Source organism: Desulfovibrio sp. ZJ369 (genome assembly GCF_011039085.1).
Taxonomy (GTDB): Bacteria; Desulfobacterota; Desulfovibrionia; order Desulfovibrionales; family Desulfovibrionaceae; genus Desulfovibrio.
Genome location: NZ_JAAKEI010000010.1, coordinates 1 through 21931, shown reverse-complemented (window position 1 = coordinate 21931; position 21931 = coordinate 1). Strand labels below are relative to the sequence as shown.

The window sequence follows — 21931 nt, the reverse complement described above, 5'->3', positions numbered from 1 at the left end:
AGACAGCAACTGGTTACTGTGGCAGCCAGCCAACGCAACCGCTGTCGCTATCCGTAAGCAAGCAAAGCTTGCTAACGGCTACCGCAACGCGGTCTGGACGCTCATTCGGCGCGGGCGTCCGCTCCCGCGGCCGCCAGAGCGTTTTGCTCATGAAATGAGCTAAACGCTCTGGCTAAACGCTCTCAAAATGGTATCCGGGAAAACAATCAATTTTCAACGTCCTCGGTGTCGCGCACCACTTCCAGAATAGGCGGCAGAGCGCGGATGGCCTCAATAAGCTGGTACAACTGCGTGGTGTCGCGCACTTCCACGGTAAAGCGCAGCCGGGCGCGGCCGTTCACCAGGGTTTCCATGTTCAGGCCGGTAATGTTGACGCCGTTCGTGCCCAGCACCTGGGCCACTTCGGCCAGCACGCCATGCTCATTTTTGGCGATGATGAAGATGCCCGCCTCGTAGGGCTTTTCCTCCGCGCCGTCCCAATGCACGGAAATCAGCCGCTCAGGCTCCATATTGGCCACGTTGGGGCAGTCCGCGCAATGCACGCTGACGCCCATGCCCCGGCTGATATAGCCGATGATCGGATCGCCCGGCACCGGGTTGCAGCATTTGGCAAAGCGCATCAGCACGCCGTCCACGCCGGAAATGCCCACGCCCTCGGTTTTGCGGACAGCTTCTTCCTTGCTTTCCTTGACGCTGGGCGCGGCGGGAGCGGCCGGAGCGGGTTCATCGGGATGCAGCACAGCGTACAGGCGGTTCAGAACCCTGCGCGGCGTCAGGTGGGCATAGCCCACAGCCGCGATAAGATCATCCACGCTCTCGAAATTCAGATCCTGGGCCACCAGGGCCAGGTGCCCCTCCTTGAGGGCCTTGCCCACGTTGATGCTGACCTTGCGGCCTTCTTTGTCCAGCATGTCGCGGCCGAGCGTAACGGCGTGAGCGCGTTCCTCGGTGCGCAGATAGCGTTGGATGCGGCTGCGCGCCCTGGCGGTTTTGACGAGCTTGAGCCAGTCCCGGTTGGGATTGCGCGAGGGGTCGGTGACGATTTCCACGACGTCGCCGTTTTTCAGCTCCGTGCTCAGGGGCATCAGGCGGTCGTTGATCTTGGCTCCGGCGCAGTGCTGGCCCACCTTGGTGTGAATCAGAAAGGCAAAATCCAGGGGCGTGGCCCCTTCAGGCAGTTCCTTGACGTCTCCGGCCGGGGTGTAGACATAGACCTCGTCCTTGAAGAGATCCATTTTCAGCGAGTGCATGAACTCGCGCGAGTCCGCCTCCTCGCTCTGGCGCTCGAAAATTTCGCGCAACCAGGAAAACTGTTCCAGATCCTTGCTGTTGACCCGGCCTTTTTCCTTGTAGAGCCAGTGCGCGGCCACGCCGTGCTCGGCCTGGCGGTGCATCTCTTCGGTGCGGATCTGGATTTCGATGCGCTCGCCCTCAGGCCCGATGACCGTGGTGTGCAGGCTCTGGTAGCCGTTGGCCTTGGGCATGGAAATATAATCCTTGAAACGCCCGTGCACCGGCCGCCACTGGGAATGGACCAGACCCAGAACCGCATAGCAGTCCCTGATGTCCTTGACCAGCACGCGAAAGGCCATGATGTCGTGCATTTCGTCCAGGCTCAGGGATTGAGACTGCATCTTCTTGTAAATGCTGTATTTGTGCTTGATCCGGCCGTAGACCTGCCCTTTGATGCCGTTGGAGGCCAGCAGATCCTCAATGAGCCCCACCACTTTGCCGATGATCTGTTTTTCCACCACCTGATGGTTGTCCAGCCAGTGATCTATCTGGTTAAAGACATCCGGCCGCAGGTATTTGAAGCTCAGATCCTCCAGGTCGCGCTTCAGGCGGTACAGGCCCAGACGGTTGGCCAGGGGCGCGTAAATATCCATGGTTTCCCGGGCGATGCGCTTCTGCTTGTGCGTCTTCTGAAAATCCAGGGTGCGCATATTATGCAGGCGATCGGCCAGCTTGACCATCAGCACGCGCATATCGTGGCTCATGGCCAGGATCATCTTGCGGATATTCTCGGCCTGGGCCTCCTCCTTGTTTTCAAAGGGGATCATACTGATCTTGGTGACCCCGTCCACAATGTCCGCGGCTTCCTCGCCGAAATTCTCGTCGATTTCCTCAATGGTGACCCTGGTGTCTTCCACTGTGTCGTGCAGCAGGCCCGCGACCACGGTGGGCTCGTCAAAACCCATTTCGGCCAGGGTGTCGGCCACGGCCAGAGGATGCGAAAGATAGGGCTCGCCGGAGAGACGCGTCTGCCCGGCGTGAGCTGTGGCGGCAAACACATAGGCCCGCCGGATCAGCTCCAGATCCGCGTCGGGATTGCTGGCCGCCACCTTGTCGAGAATTTCTTGAATGCGGATCATCGGATCAACCCTGCCGGAGATAGGGACTCGGAAGAAAACATTTTTTTGACTATGTTCCGACAAGAGCAGGCTTGTCAACGGCGGAAAGGAGACGCCAAAGCTGCCGGCCGGGGCTGACCCTGGCGGGAGAGCCCGGCTGCATCATTGCTCCGTTATCTCAAAGCGCTGCAAAGCCCTGGGCACCCACCACTTCTCAAAATTGTACATAATCCCGGCCAGGGCCGGTTTGATGCCCATGAAACGGCGCTGCACCACAGGCAGGGCATAGGGCACGAACAAAAAGCAATAGGGCTGATCCGCGGCCAGGATTTCCTGAATGCGGGCATACAGGGGCGCGCGCGCCGCCTGATCCGGCGTGGAACGCGCTTCTTCCAGCAGGCGATCCAGTTCGGGATTTTTGTAGCGGGTAAAGTTCAGGCCCCCGTCATGGGCCTGGGAAGAGTGCCAGATCTGAAAAATATCCGGGTCCTGGGGAATGGTCCAGCCCAGAATCACGGCGTCAAAACGCCTCTTGTTCACGAACTCGCGGATAAAGGCCGCCCACTCCACGGTACGGATACGCACGTCAATGCCCACGTCCCTGAGCTGGCTCTGGATCACCGTGGCGGTCAGAATACGCTGCTCGTTGCCCTGATTGGTCAGAATGGTGAAGGCCAGAGCTTTGCCGTCCCGATCCAGCAGGCCGTCGCCGTCCGTATCCCGAAAGCCGGCTTCAGCCAGCAGGGCGCGGGCCGCGGCACTATTCTGCGCAACCGGCCTGAGCGTGGGGTGATAGACCCAGGAACCCGGCTTGTACGGGCCGAAAGCCGGCACGCCCTGCCCGAGCAGCACGCCCTTGACGATGTCGTCGCGGTTGATGGCCTGGGAGATGGCCCGGCGCACCCGCACATCCCTGAAAAAGGGATGCTCCAGGTTAAAGCCCAGAAATACATAGACCGAGGCCAGGTAGCGGTATTTGTGAAACTGCTCTTCCCAGCGGGGCCCGGAGGTCTGGCGCAAATACTGCAGGGGGCTCAGATCCATGACATCCAGACGTCCGGCCCGGGTTTCCATGAACATGGTGGCCCCGTCGGGGATAATCCTGTAGACCGCCTCGCTGATGCAGGGCCTGCCGCCAAAATAGGTGGGCGAGGCGGTGAGCGTGATCCGGCTGCCCGGCTCCCAGGATTTGAGCCGGTAGGGCCCGGCGCCCACGGGTTTGCGGGCAAAGGGCGTATGCCGGATGTTCTGCCCTTCCAGAATATGCCTGGGCAGGATGGGGCTCATCCAGGAGGACACGGCCCTGGCGAAAAACTGCTCGTAGCGCGCCTCAAAGCGGTAGCGATCCAGCACGCGGAATTCCTTGATCCGCAAAAAATCCTCGGCATAGGGGCTGCCTGTGGCCGGGTCCGTGACGAGCTTATAGGTGAAGGCCACATCCTCGGCGGTGAGCTCCTGCCCGTCCTCCCATAAAATGCCCTTGCGCAGGGTAAAGCGCATCAGCCGGCCCTGGTCCTCAATGCTGTAGGACTCCGCGGCCCAGGGTTCGGGCTGCAAATCCTTATTGTAACGCAATGGGGCCACATAGAGCAGATCCGCCACCTCATGCGAGGCCGAGTCCGAAGTCAGATAGGGTATCAGGTTGGAAGCCTCGCCGATGCTGCCGAAAAGGATTCTGTCCCCGTACGCCGGGCTGTCTTTCAAAAAAACAGACGCCGCGTCGCCCGGCGCGCTTTCCACCGGAACCGCCGCGCCTGCCGCGTCCTGGGGCGCGGCCAGGGCGCGCGCCGGGCAAAAACTCAGGATCGCCCCTGCCATCAAAAAGTTGATAAAATAACTCGAAAATATTTTTTTCATGCCTTTGCGCGCTTGTTATTGCTATCGTCCCGGAACCTGTGCTATTTATCTCTAATCTCATAACAGCGCCCCAGAACTGGGATTTTCCGGGCATGTCGCCCGGAGCGGGGCTTTATCCGGGGAAGCCATGAGCCGATCAGAACAGAGCGTCGTCCGCGAAATGTGCCAGACCTTCCTGCACGACGCCGTGCCGGAATATATCCGCGACGCGGCCTACTATATCCTGTCCGAGGGCGGGGCGCAAAAAATAAATATCCAGGAAGGCGAAACCTGGGACGTGCAGGGAGTGATCCAGGGAGAAGACCTTCAGGTCTATACGCCAAGCCTGAGCTTTACCATCACGGATCGCAGCACGCGCCACCAGTGCAACTGCTCGGACGCCTTCAGCGGCATCTGCCGCCATGTGGCGGCCCTGGCCCTGCGCCTGGTGGAAGAATTGCGCAAGGAACAGGGCGACCCGGAAGAAATGCCCTTGCCCGTCACGGACTGGAAGCAGAGCTTCCGTAACTTTTTCTCCACGGACATGGAGCCAGAGCCCGGCCGCCACTATCTGATTTTTCGTTTCGCGCCCGAACAGGGGCGGCTGCTGGTCTCCTTTTTCCGGGGCCGCCAGAACAAATCCGGCCTGTCCACGGTGCACACGGAAGTAAGCCTGGAGCAGATCATCCATAACCCGGACTGGTGCGAGTTCTCGCCGCAGTTGCCGCATGTGGCCCGCCAGATCGGCCAGCATCTCGACTACTACGGGCACAGGGTGGAAATTCCCGACGGCCTGACCTCCTGGTTTTTCTGGTCCGTGCGCAAGGAATACTATCTGCTCTGGAAAGACACGGACAAACCCTGCCGCATCGAAAGCGCGCCCTTTGCACTCAAGCTCAAGCCCAGGCTGGACGACGCGGGCTTCAGCTTCGAGGTGCTGCTCAAGCGCGAGGGCCGCCCGCCCCTGCCCATCCGCGCGGGCAATGCCGCCAACACCCACAACGACGAACAGGCCAACCCGGAAGACGCTCCCATCACCTTTCACGGCCAGATGCCGCTCTGGGTCTGCTACCAGCATAATTTCTACCCGGTGCAGACCGGCTTGTACCCCTCCCTGGTGCGCAACCTGATCTACGAAAAACCCGTGGTGCCGCATGAGGAAATCTCGGAATTTCTGGATCGCGTCTGGACCCGCCTGCCCGCCTCGGAGCTGTACGAGCCGCAGGAATTTCTCAAGCTCATGGAGCCGGTCTTTCAGCCCGCCACCTATAATCCCAAACTCTTTCTGGACGAGGAAGGCAGCCTGCTGACCCTGGAGATCGACAATATCTACGAGACGCGACACGGGGAATTCACCCTCAACGGGCCCAACCCGGATTTCCAGACAGGCAGCTACACCTATGAAGGCCAGACCTACCTCGTGCGCCGCCATCAGGATGAAGAAGCCCAGCTCATGAACGATCTCTCAGGCATGGACTTCCAGTCCCGTTCCAGCAAGCTCTGGTTTCTGGAGCCGGAGGAGGCCATAGCCTTTCTGCTCGACTCCTATCCCAAACTGGTGGAAAACTACCGGGTTTACGGCGAGCGGGCCCTCTCGCGCTACAAAATGCGCGCCGCCAAATCCACGATCACGGCGCAGGTGACCAGCAACGAAAAGGAAAAATGGTTCTCCCTGGACATCAGCGTGGATTACGAGGGCCAGTCCCTGCCCCTGGAAAAAATCTGGAAGGCCTGGAGCCGCGGCAAACGGTATGTGCAGCTCAAGGACGGCTCGTATACCAGCCTGCCCGAAGCCTGGCTGGAAAAGCTCTCGCACAAGCTCACGGCCCTGGGCCTGGATCCGAGCAAGCCCCCCCAGCAGAAATTCAAGCAGTTCGAGGCCCCGGTACTGGACAGCCTGCTGGAAGATTTGCCCGGCGCGGCCACGGATTCCTTCTGGAACAACCTGCGCGAAAAAATCCGCTCCTTCCGCGAGGTGCGGCCCATTGCCCCGCCGCAGGGACTGCATGCCAACCTGCGCGCGTATCAGACGCAAGGGCTTTCCTACCTTAATTTTCTTTCGGAATACGGTTTCGGCGGCATCCTGGCCGATGAAATGGGCCTGGGCAAGACCGTGCAGACCCTGGCCTTCATTCAATACATGGTGGAGCGCCGCTATGAGGGCCCCAATCTGATTGTGGTGCCCACCTCGGTGCTGCCCAACTGGGAGCGCGAGGCCGAAAAATTTGTGCCCGGCCTGAAGCGCCTGACCATCTACGGCACGCGGCGCGAGGGCATGTTCAAACACATTGCGGGCTCGGATCTGGTCATCACCACCTATGCTCTGCTGCGGCGGGATCTGGAGGAGATGGAGAAATACGAGTTCAACACCGTGATTCTGGACGAAGCCCAGAACATCAAAAATCCCAATACCATCACGGCCCGGGCCGTGCGCCGGATCAACTCCCGCATGCGGCTCTGCCTCTCAGGCACGCCCATTGAGAACAATCTCTTTGAGCTCTGGAGCCTGTTCGAGTTCCTGATGCCCGGCTTTCTGGGCTCCCAGCACGCTTTCCAGCGCGGCATCGTCAAACCCATCAAGGACGGCGACGCCGAAACCCTGGACTATCTGCGCACCCGCGTGCGGCCCTTTATCCTGCGCCGCACCAAGGCCGAAGTGGCCAAGGATCTGCCGCCCAAGGTGGAAAGCGTCACCTGCTGCGCTCTGGAAGAAGCTCAGGCCGAGCTCTACGCGGCCCTGGCCCGCAAGCTGCGCGCCCAGGTGCTGGCTGACGTGGACCAGAAAGGCCTGGCCAAGAGCCAGATGTCCATTCTGGACGCCCTGCTCAAACTGCGCCAGATCTGCTGCCATCCCCGCCTGCTGAAGCTGGATCTGCCGGGCTTTTCCAACAATCTGCCCTCAGGCAAGTTCGACGCTTTCAAGGACATGATCATGGAGATCGTGGAGGGCGGGCACAAGGTGCTGGTCTTTTCCCAGTTCGTGCAGATGCTGCAGATCATCAAGCAGTGGCTGGAATTTTCCCAGGTGCCCTTCTGCTACCTGGACGGGGCCAGCAAGGATCGCTTCGAGCAGGTGGATCGCTTCAACAATACCCCGGAGATTCCCATTTTCCTGATCTCGCTCAAGGCCGGGGGCACGGGCCTGAACCTGACCTCGGCCGATTATGTGATCCATTATGATCCGTGGTGGAACCCGGCTGTGGAGAGTCAGGCCACGGACCGCACCCACCGCATCGGCCAGACCCGCCAGGTTTTTTCCTACAAACTGATCTGCCAGAACACGGTTGAGGAAAAAATCCTCAAACTGCAGGAAGCCAAGCGCGGCGTGGCCGAAGCGATCATCCCAGGCCAGGACACCTGGAAGTCATTGACCCGCGAAGATCTGGAAATGCTGTTTGATGTTTAGAAGCAGCCGAGTTTTTCCGCTTCCGCAAGAACGAGGCACAGAAGCGCCTTACCGAAATCCGCGAGGCGGTCTCGCATTGGAGGCAGGAAGCCACCCACGTCAAAGCGCCTCCCTCCGAAATTCGGTTTATGCGCGATGCCTTTGAGTATTTGTAGGCCCGCTCATTGGCAGATAAAATAGGGGGAAGAGGCGACAGCTTTTGAACTCTTCGGGATTTCCGAAAGGTTGACCGTCATGGACGGCAAAGAGCGAAAAAAGGAACGTATTGGGCCGCGTCCCAGGTCGCAAAAGCCGTGTTCCGCGAGCAGCGATCCTCAAGGGCAGCCCCTCTTGTCAGGGGTTCGCGTCGTTTGCCATTCTGTTCGCATGAGCTATATTGCCGCCCGTGAGCGCGGGCCATTTTCCCCCTCATAGGTAAGCCTAAAAATGAATGATGAGGTGGCATCAGTTATGGCTATTCCCGATTTTCAAACCCTCATGCTACCGGTTCTCCGCGTGGCGGCCAGCAGGCCTGTGAATACAGCAGAAGCGGTTGCCCACGTTTCCGCTGAATTTGGCCTGTCCGATAATGACAGGCGCGAAATGTTACCGAGTGGCAGGCAGAGCCGGCTTGCCAACAGAGTGCAATGGGACTTTCAGTATCTTGTCAAGGCAGGCTTATTGAAGCGAGAATCCCGTGGCGTATATGGCATCACAGATGCCGGGCGACAGGTTCTTGCCGAGAATCCTCCCCGCATAGACATACATTTTTTAAAAGCCCACTCAGAAAACTTTCGCCAGTTCAGAGAGGGAAGCGACACTCCCGCCGAAGGCGAAAATGTGGTGCCCATCGGCCAGCCTCGTGAGGCGGAGGAAGATACCCCGGAAGAACGTATCGAGGGGGCATTCAAGGATTACAATGCCGCCTTGCAATCCGATATTAAGGAACGAGTCCAGGCTTTGAATGATACGCAGTTTGAGCAGTTGATCGTCAAGCTGATGTTGGGGCTTGGTTACGGCGAGGGCGGCTCTGGGAAAAGAACAGGGGGAACCGGTGATGGGGCCATAGATGGCGTCATCACCGAGGATGTGCTGGGCCTGGACAAAATCTATCTTCAGGCAAAAAGGTACAGTCCGGATTCTGCCATAGGACCCGACAAAATCCGCGAGTTCGCGGGTGCCATGGATGCGCACGGCATATTAAAAGGGGTATTTGTGACCACAAGCCGTTATACCAGGGCGGCAAAGGAATATGCAGAGCGCAGCCATAAGCACTTGCGTCTGATTGCTGGTGATGAATTGGCTGAGATTATGGTGCAACATGGCATCGGCGTCAGGGGGGAGAGAAAGCTGGAGCTGAAACGTGTGGACGAGGATTTTTTTGAAAATTTGGGAGAATGAATAAAATAAAAAGGTATGGTCTGCGGCAGAGGCGGTTCGGTTATGGCCGAAGCGTGGTATAGGGGGTCTATACTCTATACAGTACATAGCCCCGCGAGGAGTGCCGATGAATGAGAGCTTCCAATTCCTAATATACCGCTCTGCCGAAGAGGATGTTTCGGTCAACGCCATAATCCGCAAACAGTGGCTGGAATTTTCCCAGGTGCCCTTCTGCTACCTGGACGGGGCCAGCAAGGATCGCTTCGAACAGGTGGATCGCTTCAACAATACCCCGGAGATTCCCATTTTCCTGATCTCGCTCAAGGCCGGGGGCACGGGCCTGAACCTGACCTCAGCCGATTATGTGATCCATTATGATCCGTGGTGGAACCCGGCTGTGGAAAGCTAGGCCACGGACCGCACCCACCGCATCGGCCAGACCCGTCAGGTTTTTTCCTACAAGCTGATCTGCCAGAACACGGTTGAGGAAAAAATCCTCAAGCTGCAGGAAGCCAAACGCGGCGTGGCCGAGGCGATCATCCCGGGCCAGGACACCTGGAAGTCATTGACCCGGGAAGATCTGGAAATGCTGTTTGATGTTTAGAGCATATCGCTTTTGAAACGCTCGCTCCGGCGCTCAACGGCGCAAGGAAATTTCGCCCGCGCCTGGCTCTAGAGCATTTTCTCTTTGAAAATGCTCTGCTGACGCGAAAGCGGCAGCCGCCGCAACGCGGCGTACATTCAGGCGAAAACCGCGTTTTTTCGCCTGAATGCCACCTTTGACTTTCATAAAAAGTCAAAGGTAATCTGCTCTAAAGAGGCCTGCCCCCTCAGGACAGCACGGCGCGGGCCTCGGCCAGACGCGCCTCCTCTTCCCTCTTCAGGGCGCGCAGGGCGCGGGCCAAGGTCTGCCAGGCTTCGGGCTGCTCATGCAATCCGGCGCTTTTGCGGGCCAGCAACTCGGCCATGGCCGGATCTTCATTGCCGTCCAGATACAACTTGGCCAGGAGCAACATGGCCGCCGCGTCATTGGGATTGCGCAGCAAAGCCTCGTGCAGCAACTCGCGGGCCTCGCCTCCCCGGCGCTGGCGAACGGCCACCCGGGCCAGATGCCGCCGGGCAAGGCTCGGGCCGTCGGGACGGGCATCTTCAATGCCTGCCGCCCGCTCGTAACAGGCGCGCGCCTCGCGGCGGCGGCCCGCTTGTTCATAGAGCTGGCCCAGCCGGATATGCGCGAAAAGATGCTCGGGCGCGCGTTCGACGCAACGACGGTAGTAGCGGGCCGCCGCCCGCCGTTCGCCCAGCCCGTGACAGACCGTGCCCAGATTGTAATAAATCTGCTCGGTGCCCGCATCCGTGGGGCAGTGCTTGAGAGCCTCGAGAAAATGCCGGCGCGCCTCATGCCGACGCCCCAGAGCAGCCATGCAGACGCCCAGAGAATTCCAGGCCATGACATTCCCTTTATCGGCCAGCAGAGCCAGCTTGTACTCTTCTACCGCGCCGAACACGTCGCCCAGGCTGTACCGCCGATCCGCGCTGATGTTCAGGGCCAGGGAATTGCAGATCCCGACCCTGGGCTCCGGCAGCAGGAGCGCATACTCCAGGGCCTTGAGCGCGCAGTCCTGCATTTCAGCCTTGCGAAACTGGAGGAAAGGATAGCCGGCCAGCCCGGCCGCCGCGCAAAGGCCCTCCTTTTTCAGGCCCTCGCACAGCCGCGCGTAGGCGGGCAAGAGTTCCTGCCCGTTGGCGCGGGGGTGGAAAAAAATCAGGCTGTTGCTGCCGTAACATCCGCCAAAGGCATTGCCGCCTGGCGCTGCTTCTTCGGCGGCCGGGGCCGGAAAGAGAGCGCGCCACAAGGCTGCTGCCCGCGCACTATCCTCTGCCGGATCCTGTTTGGCGCGTTCGGATGCCGGAGTCAGGCGCACAATAGCCAGCACAAAGCGGGCGCACTGCTCCCTCTGGCGCGCGAAACGCTTGAGAAAGCCGCCGTGGCCGTAAAAATCGCCATGCCCGGGCTCCGGCGCGCCATCTCTGTGCGCATCGGGCTGCGGCGCGGCCGCGGCAACGGCCTCGCCAGGCTTGCCCCCGGAAACCGCAAGCGGCTTCAAGCCCCCATTCCGCGCGATTGGGGCGGACGTTGCAACAGGCCCGGCCTTTTCCAGCCTGTCCGACCCGGCTGCCTCGGCGGCGGCCCCAGACTTCTGCCAGGCGTTCGGCCCGGCTGCCGTGCTGATCTCCGCGTCTTCAAGATCCGCTGATTCCAGAACCGGAAGCTCGTCCAAAAGCGCCAGACTGTCGCCCGGCCCAGGCAAGAACGCCGCATCGGCCAGATGCAGGATTTCGGCTATGGAGTCAGATTCCCGGACATGCAGCAGTACGATTTCGCCCTTGTAGCGAGCCCCTGTGCCGCTTCCGGCTGCCCAGACCGCAAAGCGCAAGCCCTCGCGGGCCTTGGCCTGCCGGCCCAGGCTGATACGCAGGCGGCCAAGGGGCAGACTTTCCAGAACCAGACCGCCATCCTGAAGAATACGGGCAAAGGGCATGATGCGGCTTTCCCCGCCCGCGGCCGCTCCGCTTCCGGCCGCCTGGCCCGCCACATCCGCCGCCAGCCGCGCTCTGGCCATAAGCTGGCGGGCCTGCTCGAACATGGGCAGCACCAGCTCCGGGCCCTGCATATCCTGCGGATAGAGCGCGTGCCCGGCACAGAGCAAAGGGCGCACGGGGCGGCGGGTCAAGGGCCCGGGCAGGCTTACGGCCTCCATGCGGGCCAGGGCCGCGCGGGCCAGCTTGTGGCAGGCGCCGCGCCCGCTGGCCGAAAGCAAAAGAGCCAGCTCATGGCGTCCGGCGCGCGCGGCCAGCACATCCGAGGGCAGATCCGTGCGGCAGGCGGCCGCCAGCGCGCCCAGAAAGTCCCGGGCAAAGGCAAAACCCGCCTGCCGCGTGATTTCCTCCCCATTGCGCAGCCGCAGCAGCACAAGGCCCATGCAGAGCCTGTGCAAAGGCGCGGGCCTGTCGTCCGGCCGGGCGGGATCGTCCAGATGGGCCCGCACGCGCGCCGCTTCGTCCTCCATGCGTGCAAACAGCGCTTCTTCCGTGACCAGGCCGGTGACCGCATCCGTGCGGCAGGCTTTGGCCCGGGCCAGATTTTCCAGGCAAAGCCCGGCAATGGCGGGCAATGAGGCGAGCAAGGGCCTGATTTCACGCGCGCGAACGCCGTGCAGCATGAATACTCCCAGCAGGCGCCCGCCCCAGATCAACGGCAGCAGAAGACGGCGCTCATGCGGCAAAAGCAGAGGCGCATCCGGCGCATTCCGGGTGGGGAAATACAGCGCATGCCCGCTGAAGGTAAAAAAAGCGGCAAGGCTTTGGCGCAAAAGCCCTTCCATCTCCATGAGATCGCCGCGCTCAAGCTCAAGATGCTGTGCTGTCCGGTTCATCTCTTCAGTGTAGTAAGGCGGCGGCCAATTGTCCAGACTCAGTCCTCAGTACCCCGGGGCTGCCGCATCTTATGCGCCTCCCCTGCGCCCCACCCGTCGCCTGCTTGCTCCTGCACAGCGCCTGGTATAAAATCCGCGCGCCGGAGCAGATTTTCTTTGAAACGCGCCGCTTTTCCACAGGCGACAGACTCCGGCCATCACTTGCCATCACTTACAGTGCAGAGGAAACAACCATGCCCGTAGCCACTTTTCCCCTTGGCCCGCTACAGACCAACAGCTATCTTATCCATGCAGACAACCGGGCCGTGGCCGTGGATGTGGGCGGCCAGCCCGCCCCCATGCTGGACTACCTTGCCGAATACCGGCTCTCTCTGACTGCGATTTGCCTGACCCACAGGCATTTTGATCATCTGTACGGCGTTGCCGAGCTGGCCGCGGCCACCAGGGCCCCGGTGTACGCGCCCGCGGGTGACGACAGCCTGGCCGAGACCGAATCGGGCCGAGGCGGCATCTGGGGTTTCCCGCAGGTGACGCCCTTTGAAAGCCTGCCCATGCCCACGGGCGAGACCAGCTTCGGCGGCATGGGCTGCCGGGTGCTGGAAACGCCGGGGCATACGCCGGGCGGCGTCTCCCTGTATTTTCCGGCTGAAAGCCTGGTCTTTACCGGCGATGCGCTCTTTTACCGCTCCATGGGCCGCACGGACTTTCCCGGCGGCGATCACGCCACGCTGCTGCGTTCCATCAACGACGCGCTCTTTGCTCTGCCGCCCGAAACCGTGGTTTACCCGGGCCACGGCCCTGCCACCACCATTGGCGACGAGCGCAAAAACAATCCCTTTTGCGGCGAGTTCAGGGCATGACCCAACCGGTAGCGCTGCTCTGCAGCCCCAGGCCCGAAGGCGTTTCCGACACTCTGGCCCGGCTTTTTGCCGAGGGCGCGGCCGAAGCCGGGGCAGACATCCGGCTGGTGCCGTTGCGTGACTACCCTGTCGCGCCCTGCATCGGCTGCGGCGCCTGCGCCGACCCCCCGCACATGTGCATTCTCTCGCGCGCGACCGGGACCGGAGCGCAGGATCAGGCCGAAGAACTTTTCGCTCTTCTGACAGCCGCCCCCCTGGTGCTGCTGGCATCGCCCATCTATTTTTACGCCCTCCCGGCCCGGTTCAAGGCTCTTATCGACCGCGGCCAGCGCTTCTGGGCCGCGCGGGCGCATACCCGCAAAGCCTGCGCCGCTCTGCCCCAGCCGCCCATCAAGCCCGTGCTTGTGGGGCTGGTGGCGGGCAGGCCTCGGGGCAATCAGTTGTTTTCAGGCTCCCTGCTCACACTCAAGTATTTTCTGGCCCCTCTGGACGCGGGCATATGTGAAACCCGGCTGTTACGCGGCCTGGAAAAACCGGCCGACATTTACCGGCGCCCGGCCGTGCGTAACGATCTGATCGCCTGGGGACGCGACTGGGGCCGCCGCCTCGCGGCCCAACCCGTTGACGCAAACCCATGATGCCCTGCAAACCGCGGATTTGGACCTCAAGCCTGGGCCACTGGCTGTGCAAGAAATTTTTGCCTGCCGCGTCGGCTTGTTTTTTGGGCCGGGGTCAAGGCATCCGCCCGGAACAAAAGCGCCGGGGCCTGCTGCTGCGCGCCGCTTCCAGGGCATGCGCGGCGCGGGATGCCCTGCATGTTCTGGGGCTGGCCCAGACGCGTTGTTCTCACTGCCTGCGGCCCTTCAGTCCTGCCGAAAATCCGCAGGGCACTCCCCCGGCCCTTCCTCTGAACGGACCGGCCGGTCTTCTTGCGCCGCTCTGCCCCGAATGCTGCCTGCTTTTTGCTCCGTACACAGGGCCGCGTTGCCCGCGTTGCGGCGTGCCCCTGGCCTGGAGCCGGGCCGAAGCCGGACTTGCGGGCCCGCGCACCCGCACCGCCCATATTCCTTGCGGCCGCTGCCTGAGCCAGACTCCGCCCTGGGACGGTCTGGCCTATTACGGTCTTTACCAGGGCGCATTGCGCGACGCGCTTTTGCGGCTGAAATTCGGCGGCGAACTCTCGCTGGCCGCGCTGCTCGGAGCCTGTCTGCTTGAAGCGGCGCGCTGCCTGCCCCGGCCCGACGCGCTCACGGCCATGCCCCAGCATCCGGCCCACCTGCGCCGTCGCGGCTTCAATCAGGCCCATGAGCTGGCCAAGGCCCTGCGCAACCTCACAGACCTGCCGTTGCGCCCGGATCTCCTGCGCCGCTCGATTCAGGGCGCGCCTCAGGCCGGACTTTCGGCTGCGGAGCGGGGCCGCAATGTGCGACGCAGCTTTCAGGCCTCGCGCAAGGCCGAAGGCCTGCGAATCTGGCTCATCGACGACGTGATGACCACGGGCAGCACGCTTGCTGCGGCCGTTCTGGCTCTGCGCCAGGCAGGCGCGAAAGAAGTGAGCGTCCTTTTCGCGGCCCGAACGCCGCGATATTTCTGAGCAGTTGCCTTCTCGGGCGGCAGCGGCGTCCCCTGCGCGGAGACAAAGCCGCAGGCCTCGTGGGAGCGAAGTAAAGAAATACTCTGCATTTTCAATTCCGCCGTACTTGCCGGGCTTTACACCTTTAACATACTGATTTTTAAAAAAGAAAAATCTTTCCGGCGAAAACTCGCCGCAGGCCGCGCATGACAAGCCCTGCCCCTTTTGTTATGTTCCTCCGGGCGCGGCTTTCCCTTCCGGAATCGAACGCCGCCCGTCCGCGGCAGGCAGCTATCCCGGCTGCCTCGCGCGGGTTTGCACCATGCCTCCAGTGTTGTGGCAAATGACATGCGCCCCGTCCACAGAGGCGCACGCTGTCAAGGGCGGCGCGCAACAAAAACCGCCTTTTTTACTGTGCTGTTTTCACGCCCGGTATCACAGCACCGGCGTGGCGTATCACCAGATTTTGCCGGGAGCCTTCATGTCACGCGCCTGTTTTTCGCGTTTTCGTCTTTTCTTGGGGCATATTGCACATGAACCGGCCGGCCGTACTCCGACGCGGCAGACAGGCGCGGCGGCACTGCTGCTGGCTCTCTGCTGCCTGTTGCCCGCGCCCGGCGTCCGGGCGCAGGTCACTCTGCTCGTGCCGAGCCAGCCCGGCATTGAGGCTCCGGCCAGGACGGAAAGACCCGATCCCCCGGCCAAAACCAGGGAAGAGCAGAAAAAACAGGCTTCGGAACAAAATCCCGCCCGGGCTGTTCTTCCAACCCTGGCCCGGCCCGCCACGCCGCCCGCGCCCGGAGTCATCGACAAAAACGCCACAAGCCCCGCGCCCGGCGCGGCGCAACAGCCCGCAAAGAGGCCCGGACAACCCGCCATTGCCGAGGAAGTGGATGTTTTGATCACCATGATGCGCCCTTTCCAGCATCAGGGTCTGGGCATGGACATGCCGCAGCTTTTCAGCGTGCTGCGCTATGACGACGCTACTCCCGCCAAAGACGGCGTATTGCAGCCGGAGCGGCGCGACCTGCTGGGCGATGTGGAAGAAATCCGCTATCTCGATCAAAAAGCCTGGGGGGCCAATGTGGCCCTGACCAGCCCCGGCCTCTACCAATTCATCATTGAGGCCCGGCCCTGGTGGGACGCGGCCCGGGATCGCTTCGTGCAGCACTATGTCAAGACGACGCTGCCCGTCTATGGCGTGGAGCGGGGGTGGCATCTGCCGGTGGGCCAGCACTTTGAAATTCAGCCTTTTACCCGGCCTTTCGGGCTCACGGCGCCTGCGCTCTTTTCGGGCCGGGCTCTGCTCAACGGGCAGCCATTGCCCGGGACGTCCGTGCGCATGGCGCGGATCAACACGGACAAAAGCAACGCGCCCACGCCCTGGCATGAGCAGTTGGAAGCCCGCACCGACAGCGCGGGGCAGTTCTCTTTTGTGCTCAATCAGGCGGGCTGGTGGTGCTGCATGGCCGTTGCGCCCGGCGATCCCTTGCGCGGGCCGGACGGCCAGGCCAAACCCCTGGAACTGGGCGCGCTGTTCTGGCTCTATGTGGATAGTCCCGCTGCGGAAACCGGCAAACGCTGAGCAGCGCGGCTGCGGCAATGCCGCAGCCGTGCTGCCCCATGTGCGCAAAGCACGGCTCGGAGCGCAACGAAGGACGGGCGCGCTAGCTGTAGCCCGTAAGGGCGTACAGACAGCGGCGGCCGCTTTCGCGACAGCAGGGCAGCTTCAAAGGGAAACTGCCCTGAGGAAGGGCCGACCTAGAGCAGATTACCTTTGACTTTTTATGAAAGTCAAAGGTGGCATTCAGGCGAAAAACGCGGTTTTCGCCTGAATGTACGCCGCGTTGCGGCGGCTGCCGCTTTCGCGTCAGCAGAGCATTTTCAAAGTGAAAATGCTCTACTGTACCCAGCGGACTACGGCCTCTTCCGGGCGGCGCGTTTTGGGCCGGGGCTCCTTTGCGCGGTAGCCGAAGGCCAGCATGCAGGCCACGCCCCAGCGGGCATCGTCCAGCAGATCCTCGCGGCTGAGCACTGCTTCGAGATCCGCTTTGCGAAAACCTTCGATGGGGCAGGAATCAATGCCCAGGAGCGCAGCCGCGGTCATCATGTTGCCCAAGGCGATGTAGCACTGGCGCGCGACCCATTCAAATCCGGCCCGCTCATTGCCCGCCAGGGCAAAATCCTTTTCCAGAAACTCGCGATACTTTTCCGTGCGGGCTTCGGCGACATCCTCCGGCAGAGCCTGCGTCTCGCGCATGATGGTTTGCTGGATGTAGGGCGAATCCGGCTGCATTTCATGGGGCTTGCATGCCAGAATGACGATAACGTGGCTGGCTGTGGGCAGTTGCTGCTGCGCGCCCCAGCTCACGGCGCGGATTTTTTCGCGCAGGCCGGGATTCTGGACCACCAGAAATTGCCAGGGTTCAAAGCCGAAAGAACTGGGAGAAAGGCGGCCTCCTTCCAAAATGGTCTGAAAGTCGGCATCGCTGATTTTTTTATGGGGATCAAACTTCTTGCAGGCATGGCGAAAACGCCAGGCGCGCATCAGCATATCGGGTATGGAAGACATGGAAAATGCTCCTTTGTGCATCCTATGTTAGGGCACTGCCCGGTGAGGCACAGTGCCGGAACTTTTTTGTACCGCATCCAAAGCGCTGAGAAAAGCGAAAAGTTTCACCAGCCCCTGGCAGACGCATCTGAAAAAATATATTCATAAATATGATTATATCGGCATGGAGTCTTGCAAAAGCCGCACTCCGTTTCTTTAGAGCATAGTGCTTTTAAAACGCTCTAAAGCCCGCAGCATGGGGCAATGCGTTCGCAGTGCCGCTATGACAGAGGCCCGCGCCGCGCCTGCCGCGACCTCGCCCGCGGAGGGATTCACCTTTAAGATGATTTTCGTAAAAAATTCATTGTAATTTTACATGGTTGAGAAAGGAATTTCACTCGAAAAATGAATCCCTCCACCCGCGAGCGGCCTTGCTTTTTCCCTGCAAAACATTATAGTATTTTCAGTATGCGTGGACAAACGTGCCCGCGCATATTTTTATTCACCCCCGGTATAGGGAGTTTTCCATGAAACTAAGCGCTCTTTTGACTATTGTACTCCTGCTTTTCGGGGCGGTGAGCCTGACTCTCTTCACCCCCGGAGAGGTTGAGGCCGCCCGCATGGGAGGGGGCCGTTCCTTCGGCGGCAAGCCCTTCATGAGCCGCCCCGCGCCCGCGCCGACCATGCGCCAGCAGACGCCCAACGCGCAACGCCAGCCCATGAATCAGGCCCAGGCCGCAGCGCCGCGTGCCGGTCTGTTCGGCGGCATGGGCGGCTTGTTCGGCGGCCTGCTGGCAGGCACACTGCTCGGTTCGCTGCTCTCCGGCAACGGCTTCTCGGGCGGCGGCCTGATGGATATCATTCTGATCGGCCTGCTGGTCTTTCTGGGGCTCAAACTCTTTGCACGCTTCCGCAGCAGCCGGACCCCGGCGCCTGCCGGTGCACGCGGCGTTTCGCCCCAGATGGACGAGCTGCGGGACGATGCGCAGGATCAGGCGCCTCTGCGTCGCGATCAGACAACGGGCTGGGATGTTCTGCGCGACAAAAGCCGTGACGCCACGTCCAGCGGGCCGCAGAGCTTTGCGGCCGATTCCGGCGTGAATATTCCCCCGGACTTTGACGCCGACGAATTTCTGCGCGGCGCAAAAATGGCTTATAACCGCCTGCAAAGCTCATGGGACAAGCGCGATCTTGACGATATTGCGCAGTTCGCCACTCCGGCGGTGCTGGAGGCCGTGCGCGAGCAACTGGCCGCAGAGCCGAATCCGAGCACAACGGAAATCCTTCTGGTCAATGCCCAATTGCTCGGCGTGGAAAGCGAAGGCGATCAACAGCGGGCTGAAGTCTTTTTTGACGTGCTGCTGCGTGAAAGCCCGGATCAAGACGCTCCGTCCACTGTGCGCGAGATCTGGCATTTTCTGCGTCCGTCCTCCGGCGGTACCTGGAAGCTGGACGGCATTCAGCAGGTGGAGTGACGCGCGCATTCGGCGGGCAGCGGGCAGCAGCGGGGCAAGATTCCCGCAGCATGGCATGCCCGCTTTTCAAGGCAGACCGGGACAGAGGCAACGGCGCACGGCGTGCGCAGCAAGCGTTCTCCGGCCCGCGTTCTGCGTTGCTCCGGTTCTTTTCTCCGCTGCTTTTCCGGATGAGAAGGCCGGCGGCAGTCTTTTTACAGGCCTTTTTTCCAACCTTTGACGCGGGCTGAAAGCTCAGGCTTTTGGCCCGTTTTTGCGGAGAATTCCGGAGCAAAATATGGAAAACTACGTCGCAAAGCACGACAAGTTGGTGCGCCATCTGCAAATGAACATAGAAAGCGCGAGCAGGGGCTACGCCAAAGTGACCATGCCGATCACCGAAAACCACAAAAACGGCATGGGCATGGCCCACGGCGGAGCCATCTTCTCCCTGGCCGATGTAGCCTTCGGCGCGGCAGCCAACGCAGGCTCGGAAACCGGCGTGGTCAGCCTGTCCACCACCATAGAATTTCTGCGGCCCGGCAAAGTGAGCCCGCTCACGGCCGAGGCCAGGGTCGTGCGCGCGGGCCAGCATATTCTGACGTATGACGTGGAAGTGTTTGACGGTTCCGGCGCCCTGGTGGCCAAGTGCATGTCATCGGGCTTTCTTACGGATGTGCCGTTGCCCAAGGTCAGCCCTCATTAGAGCATTTTTTGATTGAACATATCTATTTTCAATCACTTCGCCGCCATCATTTCGCGTCCAGGCTTCAGCCGTTGCGACGAAGGAAGCTACGGATGGAGACAGCAATGAGTTACCACAAAAAACATTCAACGAAACCGCTGTCGCCATCCGTAAGGCTCGCAGACTCGCCAACGGCTGGCGCAAGCAAGCAAAGCTTGCTAACGGCTACCGCCGGCGCGGGCGTCCGCTCCCGCGGCCGCCAGAGCGGTTGCCGTTTTCAACAGCAAACCGCTCTATGAAAAACAGGCGCGCCGCCTGCGCAAGCCAGAAAAAAAACAGACGTGAGCCGGTTGGGAAGGGCGCAGGCGCATTGCCCGGCGCGAGAAAAACGATCAGGCAGCCCAGGCAAACGCCTGCCGCTCCGGCCACATATAGAGCGTTTTTGCTAATGAAATTAGCTAAACGCTCTGGCAGGGCGAAGCCATGCCCGCCGCGCGCGTCAGCCGTTGGCGGCTGTGCCGCCTTACGGATGACGACAGCAGAGATAGGCGCAGGCGAAATTTACTTTCGCCGTTAAGCGCCGGAGCGAGCGTTTTAAAAGCAATATTCTCTAAGGCCAGACGCCCCCCGCTCTGCTTGCGGCCGCAGTAAGAAAAACAGGCGCAGGCAGCCGCGCTCAGCAGAGCGCACAAAATGATCGGGAGACAATCCCCCAAGCTCAATCTCGGCTCTTCCCAAGGCGTTTTCTCCTCCAGGCCAATGCACGGCGGCCGTTGCCCTTGGCGAGTGCGACGAGCCTTACGGCAGCAATCGCCCGCCCCTGGAGGCTACGGCTGCCGCTCTCGCGGACCGGCAATTCCTTCCAGCAGCAGGCAAACCTTTTTCCACAAGCCTCTGTTTTCAGCGCACAATTCCCGCCATTCCTCCTCAAGAGCCGTCAGGCGTTTTTTCAGCTCCGCGCACTGCGGGCAGGAACACTCCCTGCTCGCTTGCGGAGCGGCGGCCGCGGTCTGTTCCGCCTGATTCGCAGGGGTCGGGCACGGGGCGAGCTTGCGCGCCGGTTCTCGGGAGGCGGATTCCGCGCCGGTCAGCAGCCAGTCAAGCGAAGCGCCTGTGAAGGAGCAGATTTTAAGAATAACGTCGGATTTGGGCAGATTTTCGTCCCGCTCATAAAAGCCCAGAGCGCCCTTGCTGATCTCGAGCCTGGCGGCGAATTTTTCCTGTGATTCCTTGCCGCGAGCCATTTTGATGCGTGAACCGAGAGTGGTCATGGTGTCCTGTTTGCGCAAAAAGGAATATCCAGTCAAAAGGCTTCTTTTCTGCTCAAGCTAAAAAATAAAACATTTTTCTGCTTTTTTTGCTTGATTCAAACAGAAAATTAACCTAAAAGGACTGTTAGCCTCGTTCACTCTGCGAAACAAGAACTTATAGGCCTCACCGTAGAAAAGCAATGCGCTGATTGCGGTCCCGGCCGGGAAAACCTCATGCCGAAAGGGCGGCATGACTGTTTGTATTTTTGATAGTATTAACTAAATAATGTTTTAATGTCATCCAGAGTTCCATTCACATGAAACCTGGCAAAAAGAGCCATCGTCAAGTCAACCATGTGCAGACTTCGTGAAACAACGACCGACTTTCGGCGGAATCTGGCAAACCAGTGACGCTGGCGACAATTGTTCCTTTCTATGCGGACTGTGCCACTTTTCCCCTGAAGCAGATCGTTTTCGGCTATCTCCAGAGGATAAACCTTCCACTTGTCCGTACAGTAAAACCAGACTTTCCACTTTTTCAATCGCTCCATCAATCTGTGGAGGGTAGCCTGATCACGCCCTCCACATTCCCAGTCGATGAGTTGACCGGTATCACGACAATAGGCTTTCCAGAGCCAACGTTTGTTTTTTTTTGACTTTAGAAAATGCCACATTTCATCAAGCTCAACAATGATGGGCTCACCAGGTTCAGGCTTTTCATAAACACGTTCCGCAAAATTTCGTACCCAACGTAAAACAGCGGGGGGTGAAACATGAAAAATTCGGGCAATGGCGGACAGGGACAGACCCATGGTATAAAGCGTGACGGCAAGGGCTTTTTCACTTGCCGGGCGGCCGCGTGGAGTGGTGCGAGTAAATTGAAATCCACAATTCTTGCAGCGATACCTTTGTTTTCCCAGAATCTTTCCGCTTCGATATACCGTGCTGGCATGGCACTTGGGGCAGTCGGGCTTTGCTTCCATGGGCTCCTCCGTTTGGAGGGATATAACACATTTACATCATATTGTTAATACTCTCAATATTTTAATGTCATCCAGAGTTCCATTCACATGAAACCTGGCAAAAAGAGCCATCGTCAAGTCAACCATGTGCAGACTTCGTGAAACAACGACCGACTTTCGGCGGAATCTGGCAAACCAGTGACGCTG

The 21931-nt window shown here is 60.3% G+C and carries 14 protein-coding genes and 1 pseudogene; 9 read left to right on the top strand and 6 right to left on the bottom strand.

Annotation, left to right across the window (positions count from 1 at the left end):
* Positions 1-206: 206 nt before the first annotated feature.
* On the bottom strand, positions 207-2372 hold the full coding sequence (locus G7Y51_RS05090; RefSeq protein WP_165175293.1) for a bifunctional (p)ppGpp synthetase/guanosine-3',5'-bis(diphosphate) 3'-pyrophosphohydrolase: 2166 nt from the start codon (positions 2370-2372) through the stop codon (positions 207-209).
* A gap of 141 nt (positions 2373-2513) precedes the next feature.
* Positions 2514-4208, bottom strand: a complete 1695-nt coding sequence (locus G7Y51_RS05085; RefSeq protein ID WP_165175292.1) for a peptide-binding protein — start codon at positions 4206-4208, stop codon at positions 2514-2516.
* A 127-nt stretch (positions 4209-4335) separates the two neighbouring features.
* Between G7Y51_RS05085 and G7Y51_RS05080 the strand changes: the two genes are divergently transcribed.
* The 3 genes and pseudogenes from G7Y51_RS05080 to G7Y51_RS05070 all read left to right on the top strand — a co-directional run bounded on the left by G7Y51_RS05080 (position 4336) and on the right by G7Y51_RS05070 (position 9556).
* Positions 4336-7593, top strand: coding sequence for a DEAD/DEAH box helicase (locus G7Y51_RS05080; RefSeq protein ID WP_165175291.1), 3258 nt, complete (start codon positions 4336-4338; stop codon positions 7591-7593).
* 450 nt (positions 7594-8043) lie between these two features.
* Positions 8044-8973 carry a restriction endonuclease gene (locus G7Y51_RS05075; RefSeq protein WP_165175290.1) on the top strand — a complete coding sequence of 310 codons (930 nt, stop codon included), beginning with the start codon at positions 8044-8046 and terminating at the stop codon, positions 8971-8973.
* A gap of 106 nt (positions 8974-9079) precedes the next feature.
* A pseudogene (locus tag G7Y51_RS05070) lies at positions 9080-9556 on the top strand (C-terminal helicase domain-containing protein).
* Positions 9557-9782: 226 nt separating this feature from the next.
* Here the strand turns inward: G7Y51_RS05070 and G7Y51_RS05060 are convergent.
* A complete protein-coding gene (locus tag G7Y51_RS05060; RefSeq protein WP_165175288.1) occupies positions 9783-12389 on the bottom strand; it encodes a tetratricopeptide repeat protein in 2607 nt (868 codons plus the stop codon).
* A 233-nt stretch (positions 12390-12622) separates the two neighbouring features.
* On the opposite strand from G7Y51_RS05060, the gene G7Y51_RS05055 reads away from it, so the two are divergent.
* The 4 genes from G7Y51_RS05055 (at position 12623) to G7Y51_RS05040 (ending at position 16407) form a co-directional block, all read left to right on the top strand.
* Entirely contained in the window at positions 12623-13249 is a 627-nt protein-coding gene (locus tag G7Y51_RS05055) for an MBL fold metallo-hydrolase (protein ID WP_165175287.1), read from the top strand.
* Positions 13246-13887, top strand: a complete 642-nt coding sequence (locus tag G7Y51_RS05050; RefSeq protein ID WP_165175286.1) for an NAD(P)H-dependent oxidoreductase — start codon at positions 13246-13248, stop codon at positions 13885-13887. The genes G7Y51_RS05055 and G7Y51_RS05050 overlap by 4 nt, the downstream gene beginning before the upstream one ends.
* 83 nt (positions 13888-13970) lie before the next feature.
* The gene (locus G7Y51_RS05045; RefSeq protein ID WP_241160139.1) at positions 13971-14843 is read left to right on the top strand and encodes a ComF family protein; all 873 of its coding nucleotides are present in this window, start codon (positions 13971-13973) and stop codon (positions 14841-14843) included.
* Between the two features lie 460 nt (positions 14844-15303).
* Complete coding sequence (locus G7Y51_RS05040) at positions 15304-16407, top strand: DUF4198 domain-containing protein (protein WP_165175285.1); 1104 nt, start codon at positions 15304-15306, stop codon at positions 16405-16407.
* 315 nt (positions 16408-16722) lie between these two features.
* On the opposite strand, the gene G7Y51_RS05035 is transcribed toward G7Y51_RS05040, so the two are convergent.
* The gene (locus tag G7Y51_RS05035; protein WP_165175284.1) at positions 16723-17394 is read right to left on the bottom strand and encodes an NAD(P)H-dependent oxidoreductase; all 672 of its coding nucleotides are present in this window, start codon (positions 17392-17394) and stop codon (positions 16723-16725) included.
* A 506-nt stretch (positions 17395-17900) separates the two neighbouring features.
* Between G7Y51_RS05035 and G7Y51_RS05030 the strand changes: the two genes are divergently transcribed.
* Positions 17901-18848 carry a TIM44-like domain-containing protein gene (locus tag G7Y51_RS05030; protein ID WP_165175283.1) on the top strand — a complete coding sequence of 316 codons (948 nt, stop codon included), beginning with the start codon at positions 17901-17903 and terminating at the stop codon, positions 18846-18848.
* A gap of 277 nt (positions 18849-19125) precedes the next feature.
* A complete protein-coding gene (locus G7Y51_RS05025) occupies positions 19126-19533 on the top strand; it encodes a PaaI family thioesterase (RefSeq protein ID WP_165175282.1) in 408 nt (135 codons plus the stop codon).
* 806 nt (positions 19534-20339) lie between these two features.
* Here G7Y51_RS05025 and G7Y51_RS05020 read toward each other — a convergent pair.
* Together G7Y51_RS05020 and G7Y51_RS05015 are read right to left on the bottom strand one after the other, a co-directional pair.
* A complete protein-coding gene (locus tag G7Y51_RS05020) occupies positions 20340-20783 on the bottom strand; it encodes a helix-turn-helix domain-containing protein (protein WP_165175281.1) in 444 nt (147 codons plus the stop codon).
* A gap of 254 nt (positions 20784-21037) precedes the next feature.
* On the bottom strand, positions 21038-21745 hold the full coding sequence (locus G7Y51_RS05015) for an IS1 family transposase (protein ID WP_165175280.1): 708 nt from the start codon (positions 21743-21745) through the stop codon (positions 21038-21040).
* Positions 21746-21931 lie beyond the last annotated feature (186 nt).